The 18,179-nt window shown below is 54.5% G+C and carries 19 protein-coding genes; 11 read left to right on the top strand and 8 right to left on the bottom strand.

Annotated features, from left to right (window positions below):
- Positions 1-124: 124 nt before the first annotated feature.
- From CLV88_RS23740 to CLV88_RS06495, 7 genes are all read right to left on the bottom strand, one after another.
- Positions 125-550, bottom strand: coding sequence for a nuclear transport factor 2 family protein (locus CLV88_RS23740; protein ID WP_106607565.1), 426 nt, complete (start codon positions 548-550; stop codon positions 125-127).
- A gap of 162 nt (positions 551-712) precedes the next feature.
- Positions 713-1,108 (bottom strand): rhodanese-like domain-containing protein, encoded by a 396-nt coding sequence (locus CLV88_RS06520; RefSeq protein WP_106607564.1) that lies wholly within the window; start codon positions 1,106-1,108, stop codon positions 713-715.
- A 34-nt stretch (positions 1,109-1,142) separates the two neighbouring features.
- A complete protein-coding gene (locus CLV88_RS06515; RefSeq protein ID WP_106607563.1) occupies positions 1,143-1,343 on the bottom strand; it encodes a DUF1059 domain-containing protein in 201 nt (66 codons plus the stop codon).
- Between the two features lie 189 nt (positions 1,344-1,532).
- Positions 1,533-1,802 (bottom strand): hypothetical protein, encoded by a 270-nt coding sequence (locus CLV88_RS06510; RefSeq protein WP_106607562.1) that lies wholly within the window; start codon positions 1,800-1,802, stop codon positions 1,533-1,535.
- On the bottom strand, positions 1,792-2,328 hold the full coding sequence (locus tag CLV88_RS06505) for a hypothetical protein (protein ID WP_106607561.1): 537 nt from the start codon (positions 2,326-2,328) through the stop codon (positions 1,792-1,794). The genes CLV88_RS06510 and CLV88_RS06505 overlap by 11 nt, the downstream gene beginning before the upstream one ends.
- 259 nt (positions 2,329-2,587) lie before the next feature.
- Positions 2,588-3,277 (bottom strand): phage/plasmid primase, P4 family, encoded by a 690-nt coding sequence (locus tag CLV88_RS06500; protein WP_165798821.1) that lies wholly within the window; start codon positions 3,275-3,277, stop codon positions 2,588-2,590.
- Positions 3,278-3,775: 498 nt separating this feature from the next.
- Positions 3,776-4,654 carry a helix-turn-helix domain-containing protein gene (locus CLV88_RS06495; RefSeq protein ID WP_243403585.1) on the bottom strand — a complete coding sequence of 293 codons (879 nt, stop codon included), beginning with the start codon at positions 4,652-4,654 and terminating at the stop codon, positions 3,776-3,778.
- Between CLV88_RS06495 and CLV88_RS23290 the strand changes: the two genes are divergently transcribed.
- The 6 genes from CLV88_RS23290 to CLV88_RS23285 all read left to right on the top strand — a co-directional run bounded on the left by CLV88_RS23290 (position 4,617) and on the right by CLV88_RS23285 (position 10,601).
- On the top strand, positions 4,617-4,799 hold the full coding sequence (locus CLV88_RS23290) for a hypothetical protein (protein WP_243403586.1): 183 nt from the start codon (positions 4,617-4,619) through the stop codon (positions 4,797-4,799). The genes CLV88_RS06495 and CLV88_RS23290 overlap by 38 nt on opposite strands.
- A 97-nt stretch (positions 4,800-4,896) precedes the next feature.
- Positions 4,897-6,270, top strand: coding sequence for a metal-dependent hydrolase family protein (locus tag CLV88_RS06490; protein ID WP_106607558.1), 1,374 nt, complete (start codon positions 4,897-4,899; stop codon positions 6,268-6,270).
- Positions 6,271-6,338: 68 nt separating this feature from the next.
- Positions 6,339-7,691 (top strand): metal-dependent hydrolase family protein, encoded by a 1,353-nt coding sequence (locus CLV88_RS06485; protein ID WP_106607557.1) that lies wholly within the window; start codon positions 6,339-6,341, stop codon positions 7,689-7,691.
- 58 nt (positions 7,692-7,749) lie between these two features.
- Positions 7,750-8,148: a GYD domain-containing protein gene (locus CLV88_RS06480; RefSeq protein WP_106607556.1), complete on the top strand. Its 399-nt coding sequence runs from the start codon at positions 7,750-7,752 to the stop codon at positions 8,146-8,148.
- Between the two features lie 112 nt (positions 8,149-8,260).
- Positions 8,261-9,424 carry a dipeptidase gene (locus CLV88_RS06475; protein WP_106607555.1) on the top strand — a complete coding sequence of 388 codons (1,164 nt, stop codon included), beginning with the start codon at positions 8,261-8,263 and terminating at the stop codon, positions 9,422-9,424.
- A 19-nt stretch (positions 9,425-9,443) separates the two neighbouring features.
- On the top strand, positions 9,444-10,601 hold the full coding sequence (locus CLV88_RS23285; protein WP_243403581.1) for a HupE/UreJ family protein: 1,158 nt from the start codon (positions 9,444-9,446) through the stop codon (positions 10,599-10,601).
- A gap of 790 nt (positions 10,602-11,391) precedes the next feature.
- Here the strand turns inward: CLV88_RS23285 and CLV88_RS06465 are convergent.
- Positions 11,392-12,045: a GntR family transcriptional regulator gene (locus CLV88_RS06465; protein WP_106607554.1), complete on the bottom strand. Its 654-nt coding sequence runs from the start codon at positions 12,043-12,045 to the stop codon at positions 11,392-11,394.
- Between the two features lie 174 nt (positions 12,046-12,219).
- Here CLV88_RS06465 and CLV88_RS06460 point away from each other — a divergent pair, with 174 nt between their 5' ends.
- The 5 genes from CLV88_RS06460 (at position 12,220) to CLV88_RS06440 (ending at position 18,179) form a co-directional block, all read left to right on the top strand.
- Entirely contained in the window at positions 12,220-13,314 is a 1,095-nt protein-coding gene (locus CLV88_RS06460) for a Gfo/Idh/MocA family protein (RefSeq protein ID WP_106607602.1), read from the top strand.
- An 88-nt stretch (positions 13,315-13,402) separates the two neighbouring features.
- Positions 13,403-14,413: a TRAP transporter substrate-binding protein DctP gene (gene dctP, locus CLV88_RS06455; RefSeq protein ID WP_106607553.1), complete on the top strand. Its 1,011-nt coding sequence runs from the start codon at positions 13,403-13,405 to the stop codon at positions 14,411-14,413.
- 27 nt (positions 14,414-14,440) lie between these two features.
- Positions 14,441-15,004 carry a TRAP transporter small permease gene (locus CLV88_RS06450; RefSeq protein WP_106607552.1) on the top strand — a complete coding sequence of 188 codons (564 nt, stop codon included), beginning with the start codon at positions 14,441-14,443 and terminating at the stop codon, positions 15,002-15,004.
- Entirely contained in the window at positions 15,001-16,296 is a 1,296-nt protein-coding gene (locus tag CLV88_RS06445; protein WP_106607551.1) for a TRAP transporter large permease, read from the top strand. The genes CLV88_RS06450 and CLV88_RS06445 overlap by 4 nt, the downstream gene beginning before the upstream one ends.
- Complete coding sequence (locus tag CLV88_RS06440) at positions 16,296-18,179, top strand: bifunctional sugar phosphate isomerase/epimerase/4-hydroxyphenylpyruvate dioxygenase family protein (RefSeq protein WP_106607550.1); 1,884 nt, start codon at positions 16,296-16,298, stop codon at positions 18,177-18,179. The genes CLV88_RS06445 and CLV88_RS06440 overlap by 1 nt, the downstream gene beginning before the upstream one ends.

Here is an 18,179-nt window from a genome sequence, read left to right as displayed (position 1 = left end):
TCTGTCGGCTGAAATGCCGATCTCACGCCAAAACGGGCAAAAACGCAGGTAAAGACAGACGGGCATCGCAATCAGCCGAGTTTCCACACAGCCTCCGGACAATGCCGACATAGAGCAGGTTAGTTCAACTCCCCGCTGGATATGCTGTGCCTTCATCTTGTGAGCTTGCCGCCGACGAGGCATGACGGTGGACCCATTTCCATTCGTTAGAAACCTCAACAAGAGAAACGGTCCAACGGACAGGGACTACAAGTGGTTCCCCCTCAATTTCCAAGTGAATGTTCAAGGTGACTGCAACCGTGGCAGCACCTCTGTATATGGCAACGTCCTTCCAGTCCCATTCGAAGCGCGTGGCTGTAGCGTCTCTGAAATTTCTTTCGAAGACAGCAGCGACAGCCTCTCTCCCAGAGCATAACTCATCGGCTCCAGTTCCAATAAGCGAGATACCTTGGCCGTCCACGAATATTGCCATAAGCCGATCTAGGTCTTTGGCACAGTAAGCTGCTGCGTATTCTTCAAGCGTTGCCAGCACGGCCTCTTGTTGCGGCATTGTGTATCCTCTCCAGCGGTTGAAGTTCTCCTCAGGCCACGAGGTGGGTAGAGCAGAATGCGCACGGAAGGCTTCGGTAAGCAACAACGCTGTCCGATTTGGGCTTAGAACTGGTGTTCGCTGCAAGAGTTACTGATGACCGCAGTGTGCGAAAGCGGGCACTCAAGGCTGTTGTGTAGGCGACCTGGCTTTGATCAGCGCGGCCATTGCACCATCGACAAAACGGGCGTTTTTAAATCCCATTGCAGCTAAAACGTTCGCTGCAGCGGCGCCTCGATAGCTTGGAGCCCCTCCGCAAGTTGTAAAGATGGTCTTGGTTCGATCCTGCAATTTTGGGCTCCGATACTCGCTCTCCAGGTCTGCCATCCAAGCAATTGCGCGGCCAGGTGCAGCAATGGAATTTGGATAGAGGCCGGTGGAGTCCATTTCCGCGGTATCCCTCACGTCGATCAAGAGTGCATTTTTGTCACTCTTCAAAATTGTGAGTGCAGCCTCCGCGGACATGCCTTCTCCGGCCGAAATCTCCTCTTCTTCCATCTGAGCAAACGTGCGTGTCATGTCGAACTCCTGTCGGCTAGGTCAGAACAAGTTTTCAAACATTCACGGGTCTGATCAATGTCGCCAGATACTCCCTTGTTTCACCATCCCATTCTGCGGGGTTTTCGTCATGCGCAACTTGCGCATGAAGTTCCATGAGTTTCCAAACTTCGTTCTTAGTTTGGGCGACAACACTTGCGGGACACGCCTCCATGCCATCGCAATCTCTACAAGCATATGAAAATGCGTTCGCCATTTTGTTTCTCCCCTAATTTCTAACCAAGGATAGCAGATTTGGTTTAGTTCGCCGAATCCGACTGGGAGAGTGACTATTTGTAAACTTCGGTCTCAACCATAAAAGTCAGCTTTGGGCTCGAAGCAGTCACCTGAGTCATTTTGTCAGATGACTGGTTTGGAACGCTAAGCCGCCATTGAGAGATCGCAATCAATCGGAGATCAAATCCTCGATCTCCTTCTCCATCCGCACCAGATCGTTGATCGCCTTGCGCATTTCTTGCCATTCCCGCGTCCGCATGCCGTGCCTGTAAGCCGGGTTGGCTTTACCGGGGCCATGACCGCCGCGGGCACCGTGGAACCTGCAAACCGTCCAACCTTTCACGGCCGGGCCTTTGCACCGCTCTCCAGTTCGTTTTGACTTCGCTGTGCATCTTGGCGCTGCATGCGCCTTGCTCATGGGGCTGTCGTCACTTTTCATGTGCGACCCTCCCCCGGGTGTCGACGTTTCCGACAATGGCTTGCCCGCCATCTTCGACGTTGACGTGCTGCACGGTAACTGTCTGCTTTCCGCCATTTCGGTATTTGCGGAGCGCCTCGACCTGAGACGTGTAGGTTCGAGCAAGCTTGTTGTATGCCCGTTCGTGCGCCTCGAACTGCGGGAGTTGCTCGGCATTCGCCATGCGGCCACCTTGCCGGATCAGCGCGACGTGGGTTGTCGCCATCTGCACCGCCAGCATGCGCTCGACGCCGTCGCGCGGCGCAATCTCTCTGACGATCGCGGGCAAGAAGCCTCGCATGTCTTTGGTGCCGTCCTCGACTTCGCAAGGTTTGAGCGTCATGTAGCCTTGAAGGAAGAGGCTTTCATTCACCGCGGGGCTTTCGCTGCCGAAGATCTTGTTTAGGGCATCCTCGCCGTGCTGCTTGACTTGCAACACACCGTCTTCGTCTTGGCTGAAGGTGAACAGGTCATGTTTCGGAGGCTTGTCTTTCGCAATTTTGCTCATCGTCATTTCTCCTTGGTTTGGGAAAAGTGACGGAAGTGACGCTTCTGCATATGTGGGACGTATCTGAGATTCTTTCGAAGTCTCGCGCGTACGTCGCATAAAGGGAAAAGCGTCACTTCCGTCACTGTCGTCACCCGAATTTCAATTTGAGGTGCAGCAACCCGCGACCCGTGTTGCGCCGCGTGCTCACAAATTGACGGCTCTTCATCTCCTTTTGCAGCGTGCGCTGTGTCCAGGGCTGCAGGCCTTGCTGCTCACATCATTGCCCGAAGCGCTGATGCAACGCGCTGTTCGTGACGAAGCTGCCGGTGTCGACGTCGGTCTCGTCTTCGAGGAACTGGCCGAGAATATCCTCGTCGTGGAAATATGCGTTGGACGCTGCGGTGATACTATCCGGCACATCGAGCCCGCGCTGGTGCCATTGTAGCGCTCCGTCGATCGCCCACCGCAGAATGGCTGGCGCTTCAGAGCGCAGTTTATCCGGCAGCGTCTTGTCGCGTTTCTCGGGTGGGATCGTCACAGTGAACGGCACCAGCACGACACGTGCTCGAATTGCTTCGTCGATGCCAGCAAAAGACGGCATGTTGTTTCCGGCGATGAAGAGCGTCAGCTGCGGATCGAAGTCGAGATAATCCTGCTTCATCAGGCGTGCAGTCAGTTTATCGCCACCGGTCAGATCCTTGATCGTTGCTTCATCCCAGCTTTTGCCCTTTGGCAGCTCAGAGCCGACGACGAGACGCGCGCCTTGTAGTCCCGCGATACCAGTGGAGTGCTGCTCAAACCTAGAGTTAAGGAAAATCGACGCCGGGGCGCGACGGGCATAATCTCCAAAGAGATCGAAGAGCGTGTTGAGGAACACTGACTTTCCGTTGCGACCGGTGCCATAGAGAAACAGCATCTTGTGCTCGCTGGTCATGCCAGTCAGCGCATAACACTCTACGAGATTCATAACGGCAGCGCCTTCAAGCGGCGTCACTTCAGCCTCAGAAACTGCCCTTAGGACCGCTTGTGCGGCCTCCACAGAGTCTCTGGCGGATTTCATGGGTGGGAGGGCGAACGAGACCGGAGAGTCCTTCCTTGGTGGCGCTATGCGCTCCATACAAAGACGGAGATGCGTTGCAAAAGCCAAGTCCACAGGGCGGCGTTGCAGGGCGCCTGCAGTTCGAGGCTGGCGTGTCTGCAGGATGCATGGCGCCCGTGGCGGCCACATGTCGGGTTCATCCCATCCTTCCTGGAAACATGGAGGACGTTCTCGGGAAGCCGCAGAAACCCGCAATGCGGTCAATGATCTGATCCGTGCACGGCGGGATCTGGATAAGTTTATCGAGTAAGGTGAGTGCCTGAAACAGAGGAAGATTCGGCCCATACCTGACTTTGGTTTACAATGTTAGGAATGGCCTCTTTGAGCTCTAATTTGGTCACTTAGAAGCGTTCGGAAGTACTCACCCTAGTCGCAAGTGTACCGCCACCTCAATCTTACTGGAGAAGATTTAAACCAACGATGGCAAGCACGGGTGAATGCGCTGGCATTCTTGTAACCCAGGGCGCGTCCGATTTCCGTGATGGAGCGAGTATCTTCCCGGAGCCAAAGTTCTGCGAGATGCATCTTTGCGCGATCAATCAGTTCCGCGCCGTTCGTGCCTTGTTTGGCAAGGTATCTCTGTAGCGCCTTTGGATGAACGCCCACAAAGGTAGCCAACCCGTCCAAACCCGGCCAACCCAAGTAATCAAAAACGCGAAATAACGCGACCAAATCCAGTGGTTCTTGCAGCGCAGCTGCATTGTCCGGCGCGCTGTTTCTGGGGAACGGGGATTGTTGCATAAGCCAAGCAGAAGGGAACGACATGCTCAGCCCCCAAGCATCGCCTTGTTCAACATTAGATGAAGGCACCAAGTCGTTTGGGATTGCTTGAGGATCAAACACACTAATTCCAACATGGTTTTGGTCCCACACTGCGCCTAATCTCGCCTTCAGCATTTCAGACCATGAAACAACGTCCCAAGCGTCAGCTTGGCCGGGTGGTTGAGGCGCTTTGAGAAAACGCCTGCCGACAAGATAGGCGCGTTCGGCTTCAACGATCAGTTGATAGTGCATCGAGACCTGAACCGCATCCACAAATTGCAACCAAGCGACCAGAAGATCACCCAAACTGGGCATATCGCTCAAGGTGGCGGGGGCTACGAAACCAGTGCTCCAATCATATTCGCGCGCAATCTCAGCACAAAGATAAGGGTTTCCCGACTGCTCCGCAGCTTTTGTCGAGGCCAGATAAACGCAGGCGCTGGGAATGGGTTGGCTTGTCCCGTCGAATAAGCTGGGGCGCAACAAACACCCTTTCAATACACTATTGCGATCCGCCCCCGATTTGCAGGCTCGTTCTATCACCTCGGACAAGAACTTTGACTGCATCACCGGAAGTGTCAGCTGGTCGGTCTGCGGCTTGCTCAACGAGTTATCCTTTCTGGACTGAGAAAAATGAAATTGTCCAGAAATGACAACGCAAGAATTCTACGGCCCCTGCTAATATACATCTACGAGTCAAATTTAGGAAGCAAAGGAATTAGCTTATGGATTTGCAGTTCTACACACCCAAGCCGCTTAGATTGATTGCGGTCGCTTTGGCAGTTGCCATCTCAGGACTTACTGCGATGCCAATTGCAGCACAGGAAGAAGGCTTTCCAATTCTTTTCACCAACGTGCATGTCTTTGATGGTGTAAACGAGGCGCGGATCGAAAACGCCAACGTGCTGGTGGTCAACAATCTGATCGCCGAAGTCTCGACCGAACCGCTGGTTGTCGCCAATGCCCGGATCATCGATGGCGGTGGCCGAACGCTGATGCCGGGGCTGATCGACGGACACAATCACATCATGATGCCAACCGCCCCCTATCAGGCAGTGAACGACTGGCACTGGGGGTATCTCAGTGCTGTTGCGGGCCGCGAGGCGGAGAAAATGCTCCTACGCGGTTTCACAACGCTGCGAGATACGGGGGGACCGGCCTACGGCCTCGCCAAAGCAATTGACGAAGGCGTTCTTCCCGGGCCGCGGATTTATCCCAGCGGTCACTTTATCAGTCAAACATCCGGCCATACGGATTTCCGATCGTTCAATGAAAGCCATACGCGCGACAGAAGTAGCCGCAATGCCTTTGAGACGGGGTGGGGCTTCATGGCGGACGGCCGGAGCGAGGTTCTCGCCTATACCCGCGAAACATTGCGGCGGGGGGCGACGCAAATCAAGATTAGCGTAGGGGGCGGGGTCGCTTCCGCCTTTGACCCCTTGGACACGGCGCAATTCACCGCCGATGAAATCCGGGCGGCCGTCGATGCGGCCGATAACTGGAACACCTATGTCTTGGCTCATGCCTATACGGATCGCTCTGTCCTGCGCGCTGTGGAGGCCGGTGTCCGGAGCATCGACCATGGGACGTTGATCTCGGAACTCGATACCATGATCGCGATGCGGGACGCGGGTGTGATCTACAATCCCCAAGCGGTGGCTTTCACGCCCACACCCGAGAGTCAGGCCGCGCTGCCGCCCGAAACAGTTGAGAAATCACGCCCCGTCGTCGAGGGGTTAGACAGATCCATGCGCCTGGCAAGAGAAAGCGGTGTGACGATAACTTTTGGCACGGACGTCTTTGGCTCGTCCGAGGCGTTGGCCCGGCAGAACGAAGAGCTGGAGCTTAGAAAGCAGTGGTTTACGTCGCATGAGATCTTGGTCCAGGCCACGTCAAACACTGCGAAACTGGTGGCGATGTCAGGCCCTCGAAATCCTTACAAGGACGGGCCACTTGGCCTGATCGAAAGCGGTGCATATGCAGACCTGCTTCTGGTCGAAGGCAACCCGGTCGAGGATGCGGCGATCCTTGTCGATTACGTGAACAACATCGATCTGATCATGAAAGACGGCGTGATCTACAAGAATACACTCGATTGAGTGTCGCGCGGGGTGAACCTTACCTCGGCATCCCGCGCACTGGATAACTTACCTTTAGGGAGGGAAAGATGAATGTATCAAAATACTTGCTTGCCGCCGCGAGCGTGTTTGCCTTCTCGACGTCAACTTCCTTAGCGCAGGATGCCGCGGTCCAAACACTGTTCACCAACGTGAATGTTTTTGACGGAGTAAACGAAGCACTAATTGAAAACGCCAATGTTCTGGTTGTGGACAATCTGATCGCGGAGGTTTCAATCGAGCCTTTGGCCATTGCCAACGCCCAGATCATCGACGGTGGAGGTCGCACCCTGATGCCGGGGCTGATTGACGCCCATGTGCACATGGCGATCACGGAGCCGGTTGCGGACCTCAGGGACAATTTTGATTGGATGTACTGGGGCGCCGTATCCACAATCGAAGCGGAAAAAATGCTGTTGCGCGGCTTTACCTCCGTCCGTGACGCGGGGGGACCAGCTATCGGGCTTCAAAAAGCTATCGACCGCGGCAAGGCCGTGGGCCCCCGTATCTATCCGTCCGGGCCCGTGATCTCGCAGACGTCGGGGCATGGCGAGCATAGGCACTATACGGAACCGCACCCCAACTTCGAAGGGGCCTCGCCCTCGTTTTTCAACCAGCACGTAGAGTTTCTTGCTGACGGCGTCCCAGAAGTTCTGCGTGCGACGCGCGAAGCATTGCGTCTGGGCGCATCCCAAATCAAGGTCATGGCCGGCGGTGGTGTGTCTTCCAGCGTAGACCCATTGCACACTGTTCAATTCTTACCGGAAGAGCTGGAAGCGGCCGTCAAGGCGGCTGCAGACTGGGATACCTACGTTTTGGTGCACGTCTACAATGACGAAAGCATTCTGCGGTCCATCGAGGCAGGAGTGCAGAGCATCGATCATGCGCAATTGATGACCGAGGTGTCAGCTCAGGCAATAAAGGATGCGGATGTCTGGGTTGTGCCCTTTTTCTCGCTGCTTGGGCTGGATGCCGAAACAGTCACCAAAGCACTTGGTCCGTTGGCAGCGCCCAAGTTCCTCGAGGTTCAGGGCGGGGCGCGAAACCAAATGCGGTTGCTGAAAGAATTCGGGATTGAGAAGGTTGCCTTTTCGACCGACATTATTGGCGACCCCGTGGCCCTGACCAAACAGAACGATGAGTTCAAGTACCGTCTCGAACAATGGTCGTCCTACGAAGTTCTCATGCAGGCAACGTCGAAGGCCGGTGAGTTGTTGGCTCTTTCAGGCAAACTCAATCCATATCCCGAAGGCCCGCTCGGTGTGATTGTCGAGGGCGCCTATGCAGACATCTTGCTGGTCGATGGAAACCCGGTCGAGGACGCGATGGTCATGACCGACTACGAGAACAACTTCGATCTGATCATGAAAGACGGTGTGATCTACAAGAACACGCTGGAATGATTTTTGGGCCGGGGAAGGGCGCTCTCTTCTCCGGCTTCTCAACGAAAAGGATAAGTCAATGACACGACTATTATTGTCAGCACTTGCAGGTGCCGTGATTTTCGCGACCGGCGTGCGCGCCGAAGAAGTTCGTAGCCGATACTACCTGGGGATCGGAGAGCCGTCTCCGGAAGCTTGGCAGATCATGATCGAAAATCCCACCGACCGGGGAAAAGGCATGGGTGACGCGATGGCCGCGATGGGCGGCGAGATGATCAGCTATTTTTGGGGCATGGCCGACGGCAAGAACTACGTGACCGTGCGGGTGCCGGACGATCCTACTATGGTGCAAGCAATGTATGCGGCCCGCCTCAGCCAAGGTGTTCTTAAGAACTACACCTTCATCGAACTGATGACGAGCGCCGACATGGTCGAGGCGCTGAAGCGGGTGCCAGAGTTTACGACACCAGCAGAATAGCATCCGACGTGATCCACAAAGCGACACTGGATCGAGTGTCGCGCAGGTGAATGCAGCTTGCCACAGGGAAAACCTGACAAAACGAAACGAACGAAACTGGGAGAACTTTACCATGCAAAACAGACGCGCATTTCTTAAAACGGCTGGCGCAGCAGCCGCCCTGTCAGCGACCTGCGGGAAAATGACATGGGCCAGCGAATATAGTCCGGTGTGGGAGTCCAGTGACAAGGCAGCCCAGTTCCTGAAGGAAATTGTTGCCATCGACTCGTTGAACGCGAATTTCGAACAAACCGCTACACGGCCCGAGATGTGGGATGAATATTACACCAGAGCCCTCGAAGCTGGCATCACGGCGACAGGTGTCACGACTGCGCAAGGCATCAACGACTTTGACACTTTCGCCCGTGAAACAAGCTACAACCTGCGTAAAATCGCTGCGGATGATCGCTTTATGGTGGTGCGTGCGGCAGGCGACATCCGACGGGCTCATGAAGAAGGAAAGTATGGCTTCTTCTGGAATTCGCAGTCAGCGGAAATTCTTAACAACCAGCCGGACATCTATATGCCTGTGGCCAAATCCATGGGCCTTGGCACAATGGGCTTGGCCTACAATGAACGTCAGCGCGCAGGGGACGGGAATTTTGTCCTGAGTCCAGGGCCGATCTCGGCCTATGGCAAGACCGTCGTCGATGCCATGCAAAGGCATGGCGTGCTCGTTGACACGTCCCATGCCAGCGAACCCACCGCGCTGAGTACCATAGAATACGCAAAGAAAATGCGACCCGACTTGCCCGTTATCGAAACGCACTCTTCCGCGCACGCGCTCTACTCCGGCTATCCCGAAGGAGAAATCCGCCTACGGACAAGTTCCGATGAACGGATTCAAGCGGTCGCCGATACCGGCGGTGTGGTCAGCCTTTGTATGTTGCCCTTCATCATGATCAGCCCCCAGACAGAACTCACCCGCCCTCAAGACGTTGTCGATCGGATTGACTACATGAGAGATTTGACCAGCATCGATAACGTTGGACTAAGTTCCGACGACGGCTTTGACTGGTCCAAGATTTATGAGTTTGGCAAATCAAATCCGGAACAATTCGACGATGGCGGGCTTAGTGCGGCTGTAAACAAATTGGCAACAACTGGTATTGGAGAAGCCGCGAAAATCTATGCGGCCATCATCGATGAAATGTGGTTGCGCGGATATTCCGATGAGGACGTCAAGAAGGTGATGGGAGGCAACTTCTCGCGCATCTTCGAGCAGGTTTGGGGATAGTAGATAGGCAAAGCGGGAAATGATCCCCCCTCGTTTGATAAGGCCGGCCGGGTTCTTTATCACCCGGCTGGCCCTCGCGCTTTTGCTGGTGCTTTTTGCGCAGTCCGCTATCGCACACAAGTTCGAGTTAGGCGATGCGCAGTTGTCCGTCGAAGGCGACAGCTATCGGATCGCCATAAGTGCGGACTTGATCGAAGCGTTCGAGCGCCTCCTGGGCTTAAACGGTTCTGACAGATTTCTTGTCGAGCAGGTGCGTGGGCTGGACTTCGGCGTTATCGAAAGCGCGCTGTCAGAAATACGCGCGGAAATCTCCGAACAGACGCTCATCCGGTTCGACGGTGATCCGGCAGACCTGCAAGCACTTTCCTTTCCATCTCCGCGCGATATCCGGGCTGTTCTCGACAGGCCGCCGGAAAACACCGAGTACCGTTTGGTTTTTGTCGGTTATGGTGACGTTCCCCTAGGAGCCAGCGCAGTGAGTGTACAACTGTCGCCTTTGCTGGGGGATATGCGGCTGGAGGTGACAGTCCCAAGTACGACGCTGCTACAGGCTGGAAGAACCAGCCAGACACTGAGCCTTCAGGGGACACAAGAGACAACACTGAGCACTGCAGTGGCCGAGTTCTTGTATTTCACATGGCAGGGGATTATTCACATCGTCCCATACGGGCTGGATCACATCCTGTTCGTGCTTTGCCTGTTCCTGTTTGCGCAAACGATCCGCGATCTGATCTGGCAAATCACGGCTTTTACCGTGGCGCATTCAGTGACGCTGACACTCGGCTGGCTAGGCTGGGTTGATCTGCCAACCGTGTTCTTTGAACCCCTGATTGCCTTGTCCATTGTATATGCCGCTGTAGAAAACATATTGCGCAACAAACCTGCCGGAGCCCGCTTCACGCTCATATTCTTCTTCGGGCTGCTCCATGGATTCGGTTTCGCGTCGGTTTTGGGCGAGATCAGCTCCTCAGAGGGCCAGTGGCTGACGCGGTTGATTGGCTTCAATGTCGGCGTGGAGATTGGCCAGTTAGTTGTCATCGCAGCAGCTTTTCTGGCTGTCGGGTTTTGGCGTAAAGAACTGTGGTACAGATCGCGCATTGTGTTACCCGTGAGCTTCGCCATCGCCTTGGTGGGGAGCTACTGGACTGTCGAGCGGGTTTTCGCAGCGTTGGCATAAGAAGATGGCGTCTATTGTATGGTCTTTGACTGCCTGTGTAAGGCTCTTCGTGGCCTATTGTACTCCCAGAGGTGATGCATTCGAATGGCATATTCGCATTCACCGGTACCACGATCGTTTCTGGAAAAGCTTTTGAACTCAAATATGCAACCAGCCGGAACTGTAGAAGCCGACATTGGTGTAATTCGCGGCAAACATCTGCTTCCCGCCCATCTTTGCAGGTTGTGGTTGGACGCAACAAGTAAGCGGAGATACATCAGTCGTGTACTACTTTCACAAGCTTCTATCTTTTGGGCGATGTATGCACGACTCGTATGGGGAAAGTTAGGAGCTTGAAAGTGAAGCGTAAACACTCGAACAACGGCCTTGACGTGGTATAAAACGTTGTATTTGTTTCACATTTATTGAATTAGTTGTATTTTAACAATGACTTAATGAGGTAATAAGGCTGCCTTTGTCTCCGCCATAACTCTCAAAAGTATTTGCGTAGGAGTTGGGTGTGTGTGCCACACGATGCGGAGCGCCGAGTTCATGAAACTGCCCGGCTATGCCTCGCTATTTCGGCACAGTATTTTTTAATTCTGTTGATCTTTGCCCGTCCCAGTCGTTTGACTGTTGCGAGATGTGTAAGATTATCTGGCCCTTAGCCTCGATGACCTAATCGTTTGAGGTATCGCGAATTTTGGGTGCCCGATAGAACGCACCAAAACTGGTGCGAATTCAGGTTTTCAGAGATGTGCCGTCAGAACGCGGACGAGCATGTGGGGCGCCACAGAGTGTCGCAACCTGCCTAAAGCACGGTGAGCGTGTGCTCCAAGCCTCGCTCAACATGTCGTTGCAGCGTTGCGCTAGCGCGTTCCACATCGCGTTGCAGTGCAGCCTGAAACATTTCAATGTGCTCTTCGACCGCTTCTTGACCGCGGTTGGTTAAAACCAACATTTGATAGCGCAGGTACTTGTCGAACAGAATCGCGTGCAGAGACAGCAGGTTCTTTGATCCGCAGGCTGAAATCAGGGCCTGATGGAACTCCCAGTCATACCGCTTCCAATCTTCTTTGCCGCTGAGATCCCCCTCAAGCATCTTCGATTCCATCAGGTGCAGCTTGTGATGGGCCGCCACAAGGCGGCCTTCCCAGTCTGTGTCGCCATTCTCGATAGATAGGCGTAATGCGTGGCATTCCAGAAGAATCCGCAGATTAGCAATCTCGCGCAAATCTTCTTGGGATACAGGCGTCACAAAGAAGCCGCGCTGGTCAAGAGCATTCACAAAGCCTTCGCTTGCCAGCCGATTAAGAGTTTCACGTAAGGTTGACATGCTGGCTTCGTAACGCTGCCGCAGGGCCTCGAGTTTCAGCTTGGCACCCGGCGCCAGTTCCCCAAAAATAATGTCATGCTTAATGCGCTGATAGGTGGTCGCGCCAACGATGTTACGAGATTGAGCCATAAATTCCGTCTGACAGTTTTCAGTGTGTCATTCAATTTAGGCAAACCGAAGCATGTCCGCAATGCATTATAATTTATGTTATATGAAAAAATATCAGATGTTCTTGAAATTATCAGCAATGCCCTGTTAGAGATGGTTCCAGACGCAGTGGCGCGTTGCAAAAGGAATGACTTGATGGCGAACATCACCCGTATCGCAGTTGTCGGCTTTGGCCTTATTGGCAAGCGGCATGCCCAATCTCTACAACAGACCGCTGGAGTCGCAATAGCCGGCATCGTTGAACCGGATAAGAGTAACGGCGCAGCCGCAAGGGCCATGGGCGTGCCTGTTTTTGCGACCTTGGAGGAGTTGTTTGACAAATGTGGCCCGGATGGCGTGATCCTGGCGACGCCGACGCCGCTGCATGTTGAGCAAGGTCTGACCTGCATTGCGCATGGTTGTCCGGTTCTGATCGAAAAGCCCATTGCCGTCTCCGCGGATGAGGCCCGTTCCCTGACCGATGCCGCCGAAGCGGCAACGGTTCCGCTGCTTGTTGGGCACCATCGCCGCCACAATGGTATGGTGCGTGCAGCTAAGCAGGCAATCATGGATGGGGCCATCGGGGACATACGTTCGGTGCAGGCCACATGCTGGTTCTACAAGCCTGACTATTATTTTGAGGCCGCCCCCTGGCGCACCCGCAAGGGCGCAGGCCCCATTTCGGTGAACCTGGTGCATGACATTGACCTGCTTAGGCACTTTTGCGGCGAGGTAAAGCACGTGCAGGCCGTCGCAGCTCCGTCCAGACGCGGGTTTGAAAACGAAGATCTGGCCACCGCAATCCTGACTTTCGAATCTGGCTTGATTGCTTCGATTTCCGTCTCTGACAGCATCGTTTCCCCGTGGAGTTGGGAGCTGACAGCGCGCGAAAACCCTGCGTATCCGGCCACAAACCAGAGCTGCTATATGCTGGGTGGCTCTGAAGGCGCGATGTCTCTTCCAGATTTGCGCGTCTGGAAACACCAAAACACGCAGGATTGGTGGACACCAATTGGCGCGACCTCTCTTTTGGCTGAATCCGGGGACCCTCTGATGGTGCAAGTCTCTCACTTTGCAGACGTAATTCGCGGTGAGGCGCTCCCTCTTGTCTCTGGTCTTGAAGGGTTGAAATCCCTTGAGGTTGTTGAAGCCGTCACTCGGGCCGCCGCGTCCGGGGCAACGGTGACATTGTGCAACATGTCCGCTGGGACGACTCCACCTGTTAAAGAGGAGCACCTAAAAAATATATGATGTTTTTAATAATATATTGCAATTTAGAAAAAATCCGCAATAAATGACGCAACCACAAATCATTCGAGATGATCAAAGGGAGGACACCATGATCACAAAGTTTACACGCCGCACCGCCATTGCATCCCTGACGGCCCTCAGCCTGTCAGCCGCCATGGCCGTGCCGGCCTTCGCTGCGGACAAGGTTCAACTACGTTTGGCAACATCCGGCTCTGAAACCGACCAGCGCTCGGTTGCTCTGGCCGAAGTCTTTGCCCCGATGGTTGCGGACTTTGCCGATTATCAGCCAAGCTATAACGGCACGATTTTTGCGCAAGGTACCGAACTGGACGCGATCAGCCGCGGCAACCTTGAAATGTCGATCACTTCGGCGCAGGAGCTGGCTCAGTTCTTCCCCGAGTTCTCGATCTTTACCGCCGGCTACGTGCACCAGGATGCCGCTCATCAGGTGGCGGTCTTTAATGACCCGCTTATGGATGCCTTCAAAACAAAGGCAGAAGACGAACTGGGAGTGAAGCTTCTGTCGGTCATGTATCTGGGTCGTCGTCAGGTGAACCTGCGTCAGCCCAAGGATGAGCTGACAGTAATGAAGCCAGCTGATCTTGCAGGGGTGAACTTGCGCATGCCTGGCACAGACGCGTGGCAGTTCCTGGGCAAAGCTCTGGGCGCCGCACCAACGCCAATGTCGTTCTCTGAAGTATATACGGGCCTGTCGACTGGTTCGGTTGATGGGCAGGACAATCCGCTGCCTACAGTGGTCGACAAAAAATTCTATGAGGTGACCAAGCAGATCGTTCTCACGTCTCATCTTGTTGATCTGAACTATATCGCTATCGGTAAGGGCGTCTGGGACGACATGTCGGCCGAACAGCAGGCGACAGTTCAAAAAGCAGCTGACGCCGCAGCAGAAGCGGGACGTCAAAAGCAGCTTGGTCTGGAGGCAGAGCTGGTGAGCTTCCTCAAGGAGCAAGGTCTAGAGATCTATGAGCCTGATGTAGCGGCCTTTCGGGCTCAGGTGCAGTCGATGTATCTTGAGAGTGAGTTTGCAGAAACTTGGCCGGAGGGTGTTCTGGAGCAGATCAACGCTTTGGGCAACTAATCTGTAGAATAGAGAGGGAGAACAGCCATGAAGACTTTCATCAGGGGGTTCTCCCGACTGACCGAAGCGATTGCCGGCGGTATGCTGGCGGCAATCTTTCTGATCTTTCTTTTACAGATCGCACTGCGCTATTTGTTCACGCCTGCCGGATGGACGCTTGAACTGATTGGTATTCTCTGGGTCTGGGTGATCTTCTTCAGCTGCGCCTTTGTTGTGCGCGAGCGTGACCAGGTGAAGTTCGACATTATCTATCTGTCGATGCCACGCCGGGTCCGTCAGATCTTTGCCATGATCGCCGCCGCCGCCATCGTCATCGGCATGCTTTATACCTTCCTGCCGACTTGGGATTACATCGAGTGGATGAAGATCCGTAAAACATCGACGGTACGTAACCCGTTTACAGGAAACAAGATTCCAATGCGGGATGTGTTCTCGGTTTATGCGGTATTCATGCTGGCCGTGGCTGCACGCTATGCCTGGTCGTTCTTTCATGTGTTGCGCAACGGCCCGCCCAAAACCGAAATTGAACTTGTGGTTGAAGCTTCGCACGAAGAAGACGCCCAAACCGCCGAAAAAGGGGACGAGTCATGAGTTTTGAACTCGCAACCTGTCTTGTCACATTGTTCGTCCTTGCCGGTGTAGGCACGCCAATCGGCTATTCGATCCTGCTGGCGTCTGTTGTCTATCTGGGCGTTGCCGGATTGGACGTAGCACTGGCGGGCGAAAAAATCCTTCAGGGGTTCTACAAAAGCACCATCCTGCTGGCTGTGCCGCTGTTTATTGTCGCCGCCAACATTATGAATGCCGGGTCGATAACTGACCGACTTTTGAATTTCTGTGTGGCTGCTGTTGGACGCTTTAAGGGTGGGCTGGGCCACGTGAACGTCGTGGCTTCGCTGATCTTTTCCGGTATGTCCGGCTCTGCGGTGGCGGATGCTGCGGGTATCGGCAAGATCATTATCTCAATGATGACAAGAGACGGCCGTTATAGCCGAGGTTATGCAGCTGCAATCACCGCCGCATCGGCCACGATTGGACCGATAATTCCGCCGTCGATTCCGATGGTTCTCTATGCTTTGGTCTCCAAAGCTTCGATTGGATCCCTGTTCCTTGCTGGCATTCTGCCGGGGTTGATTATGGGTGTTGTCTTAATGGCGATGAACTATTACCTCGCCGGAAAGCGTGGTTTTGCGCTCGAAGATCCGGTTCCGCTGAAAGAGCTCCCGGCCAAAACAGCCAACGCCTTCCCGGCGCTGCTAATGCCCGCAATCCTACTTTACGGTATCTACGGAGGCGTCACTACGCCAACCGAAGCCGCTGCCGTGGCTGCGTTTTATGCCCTATTGCTGGCAGCGCTGTTTTACCGCGCAATCTCGTTCAAGGGACTTTACCATGTCTTTGTCGACTCGGCGCGTTCGTCTGCATCGGTTGGGATCGTGATCGGCGGGGCCTTTATCCTGAACTTCATTGTGATCTCAGAGCAAATTCCTCAGTCGATCTCGGCTATGTTGGCCGGGTCCGAAATGAGCCCGATTGTCTTCCTTATCTTAGTAAACCTTTTGATCCTGGCCTTGGGATGCGTGCTGGATGCCACTACCATCATTCTGGTGATTGTGCCGTTGTTCATCCCAACCTGCGAAGCGCTTGGTATTGATTTGGTCCACTTTGGCGTCCTCGTTGTTGTGAATTCGATGATCGGTTTGATCACACCTCCCTATGGCATCTTGTTGTTCGTCATCAATGCGGTGACAGACATTCCTTTGCGCGAGATAATCTCTGAAATCTGGGCTTTCCTTGCCGTTCTCATCGTCGCGCTTCTGATTATGCTTTTGGTACCTGATCTGGTGTTGTGGCTGCCGCGCATGTTTGGGTACCAAGGCTAATGAAACTCTCGGTCGCCACGACGTCCATCCCCGGCGATCTTCTGGAGAAGCTGGAAACCATCGCAGATGCCGGGTTCACAGGCGTAGAGCTTTACGAACCCGACTTGACTGGATTTGCCGGAACGCCAGAAAAGGTAGGTGCTCACACTCGTGCGCTTGGGTTGAGTGTCGACGTGTTGCAGCCGTTTCATGACTTTGAGGGTCAGACCGGCAAAGCGCGCACCGGCGCCTTTGCTCGGTTGGATCACAAGCTGGACCTTATGCAGGGCTTGGGGGCACGCACCCTTTTGGTGGGCAGTGCTACTGACCCGGCGACAATTTCGGATGAAGACGCGCTCTGCGGCGACTTTACAGAACTGGCGAACCGTTGCGCGGAGCGTGGCGTGCGGGCTGCGCTGCTTGCTCTGCCATGGGGCAAGTGTGTGCAAGCCGATGCGCAGGCTTTGGATATGGTCAATGCCGTCAATCATCCTGCCTTTGGGCTCGCCCTGAACTCGTTCTTTTCTCTTGCGGACGGCTCTCAACCTGCCCGGCTGCGTGATATTCCCGGCGACAAGCTTTTCCATGTGCAATTGTCCGATGCCCCAGCGATGGATTTCGACATTCGCCATCTGAAAAGTCATTTCGGGCTGCTTCCGGGGCAGGGCGGCCTGAACCTTGCTGGCTTCGTGCGGGTCATTGCACGGCTAAACTATGACGGGCCATGGTCGCTGGCCCGCGTCAGCGATACCACGCAAAGCAGTCGCGACAGCTTTGCACGAGATGGGTTTCGGGCGCTGGTTTCGCTTTTGGACGAGGTGGCACGTACTGAGCCTGCGATGCGAGCACCGCTGAGCGATTTACCTCAGCGCGTCTATCCCACAGGTTTTGAGTTTGTCGAGTTCGCGGCGGATAAAGACGCAGAGCGGGAATTGGCCGAAATGCTGGCTGCGTTGTGCTTCCGAAAAGAGCGTCAGCATGTCTCAAAAGATGTCGCGTTGTGGCGGCAGGGCGCTGCCAATCTGGTGATCAACTCTGATCCCAAGGGGTTTGCCGCCGAGAGCTTTGTTCAGCATGGACCGACGGTTTGCGACATGGGTTTGCGCGTACGGGATGCGGACCAGACCGTAACCCGTGCAACCGCTTTGGGCACACCTGAGTTCTCGCAACCTGTGGGCGTTGGAGAGTTGGATATTCCGGCGATCAAAGGTGTAGGCGGCAGTGTAGTGCATTTTATTGACGAGAAGTCTGACCTTCATCGGGTTTGGGATATTGAATTCGACCCGGTTCCACGCACTGAGGCCATCCCACCCGCCGGCTTGCGCCGCATCGACCATGTAGCCCAAACCATGCGATATCAGGAAATGCAGAGTTGGCTGACCTATTACACAACTACTTTCGAGATGGACAAGACCGCCGTGGTGGACGTGGTCGACCCCTCGGGAATTGTTTTATCTCAGGCAATCTCCAGCCCCGAAGGTGAAGTGCGTTTGAATCTAAATGGCGCGGGACAGCGCCGTACCTTTGCCGGGGCCTTTCTGGCGGATCGCTTTGGTGCGGGTGTTCAGCACATCGCATTTCTCAGCGACTGCATTTTTGAGACCTCGGGACATCTGGCAGAGGCCGGGTTCAGCCGACTGGAAATTGCGGAAAACTATTATATCGACCTTAAATCGCGATTTGGCCTGGAGGGCGCATTCGTCGACAAACTGCGCGAGGGCAACATTCTATACGATCGTGACGGGGACGGAGAATATTTTCAGATTTACAGCACCCCGATTTTTGACGGGTTTTTCTTTGAGATCGTTGAGCGGCGGCGCGGTTATCAAGGGTACGGTGCACGTAATGCACCGATCCGGCTTGCAGCCCAGATGCGGTATCAGCAGGCTCAAAAGGTGGGCTAG

The organism is Shimia abyssi (assembly GCF_003014475.1).
GTDB lineage: Bacteria > Pseudomonadota > Alphaproteobacteria > Rhodobacterales > Rhodobacteraceae > Shimia > Shimia abyssi.
Note: the sequence above shows the minus strand (reverse complement) of the source record. Positions and strands in the feature narration are given on the sequence as shown.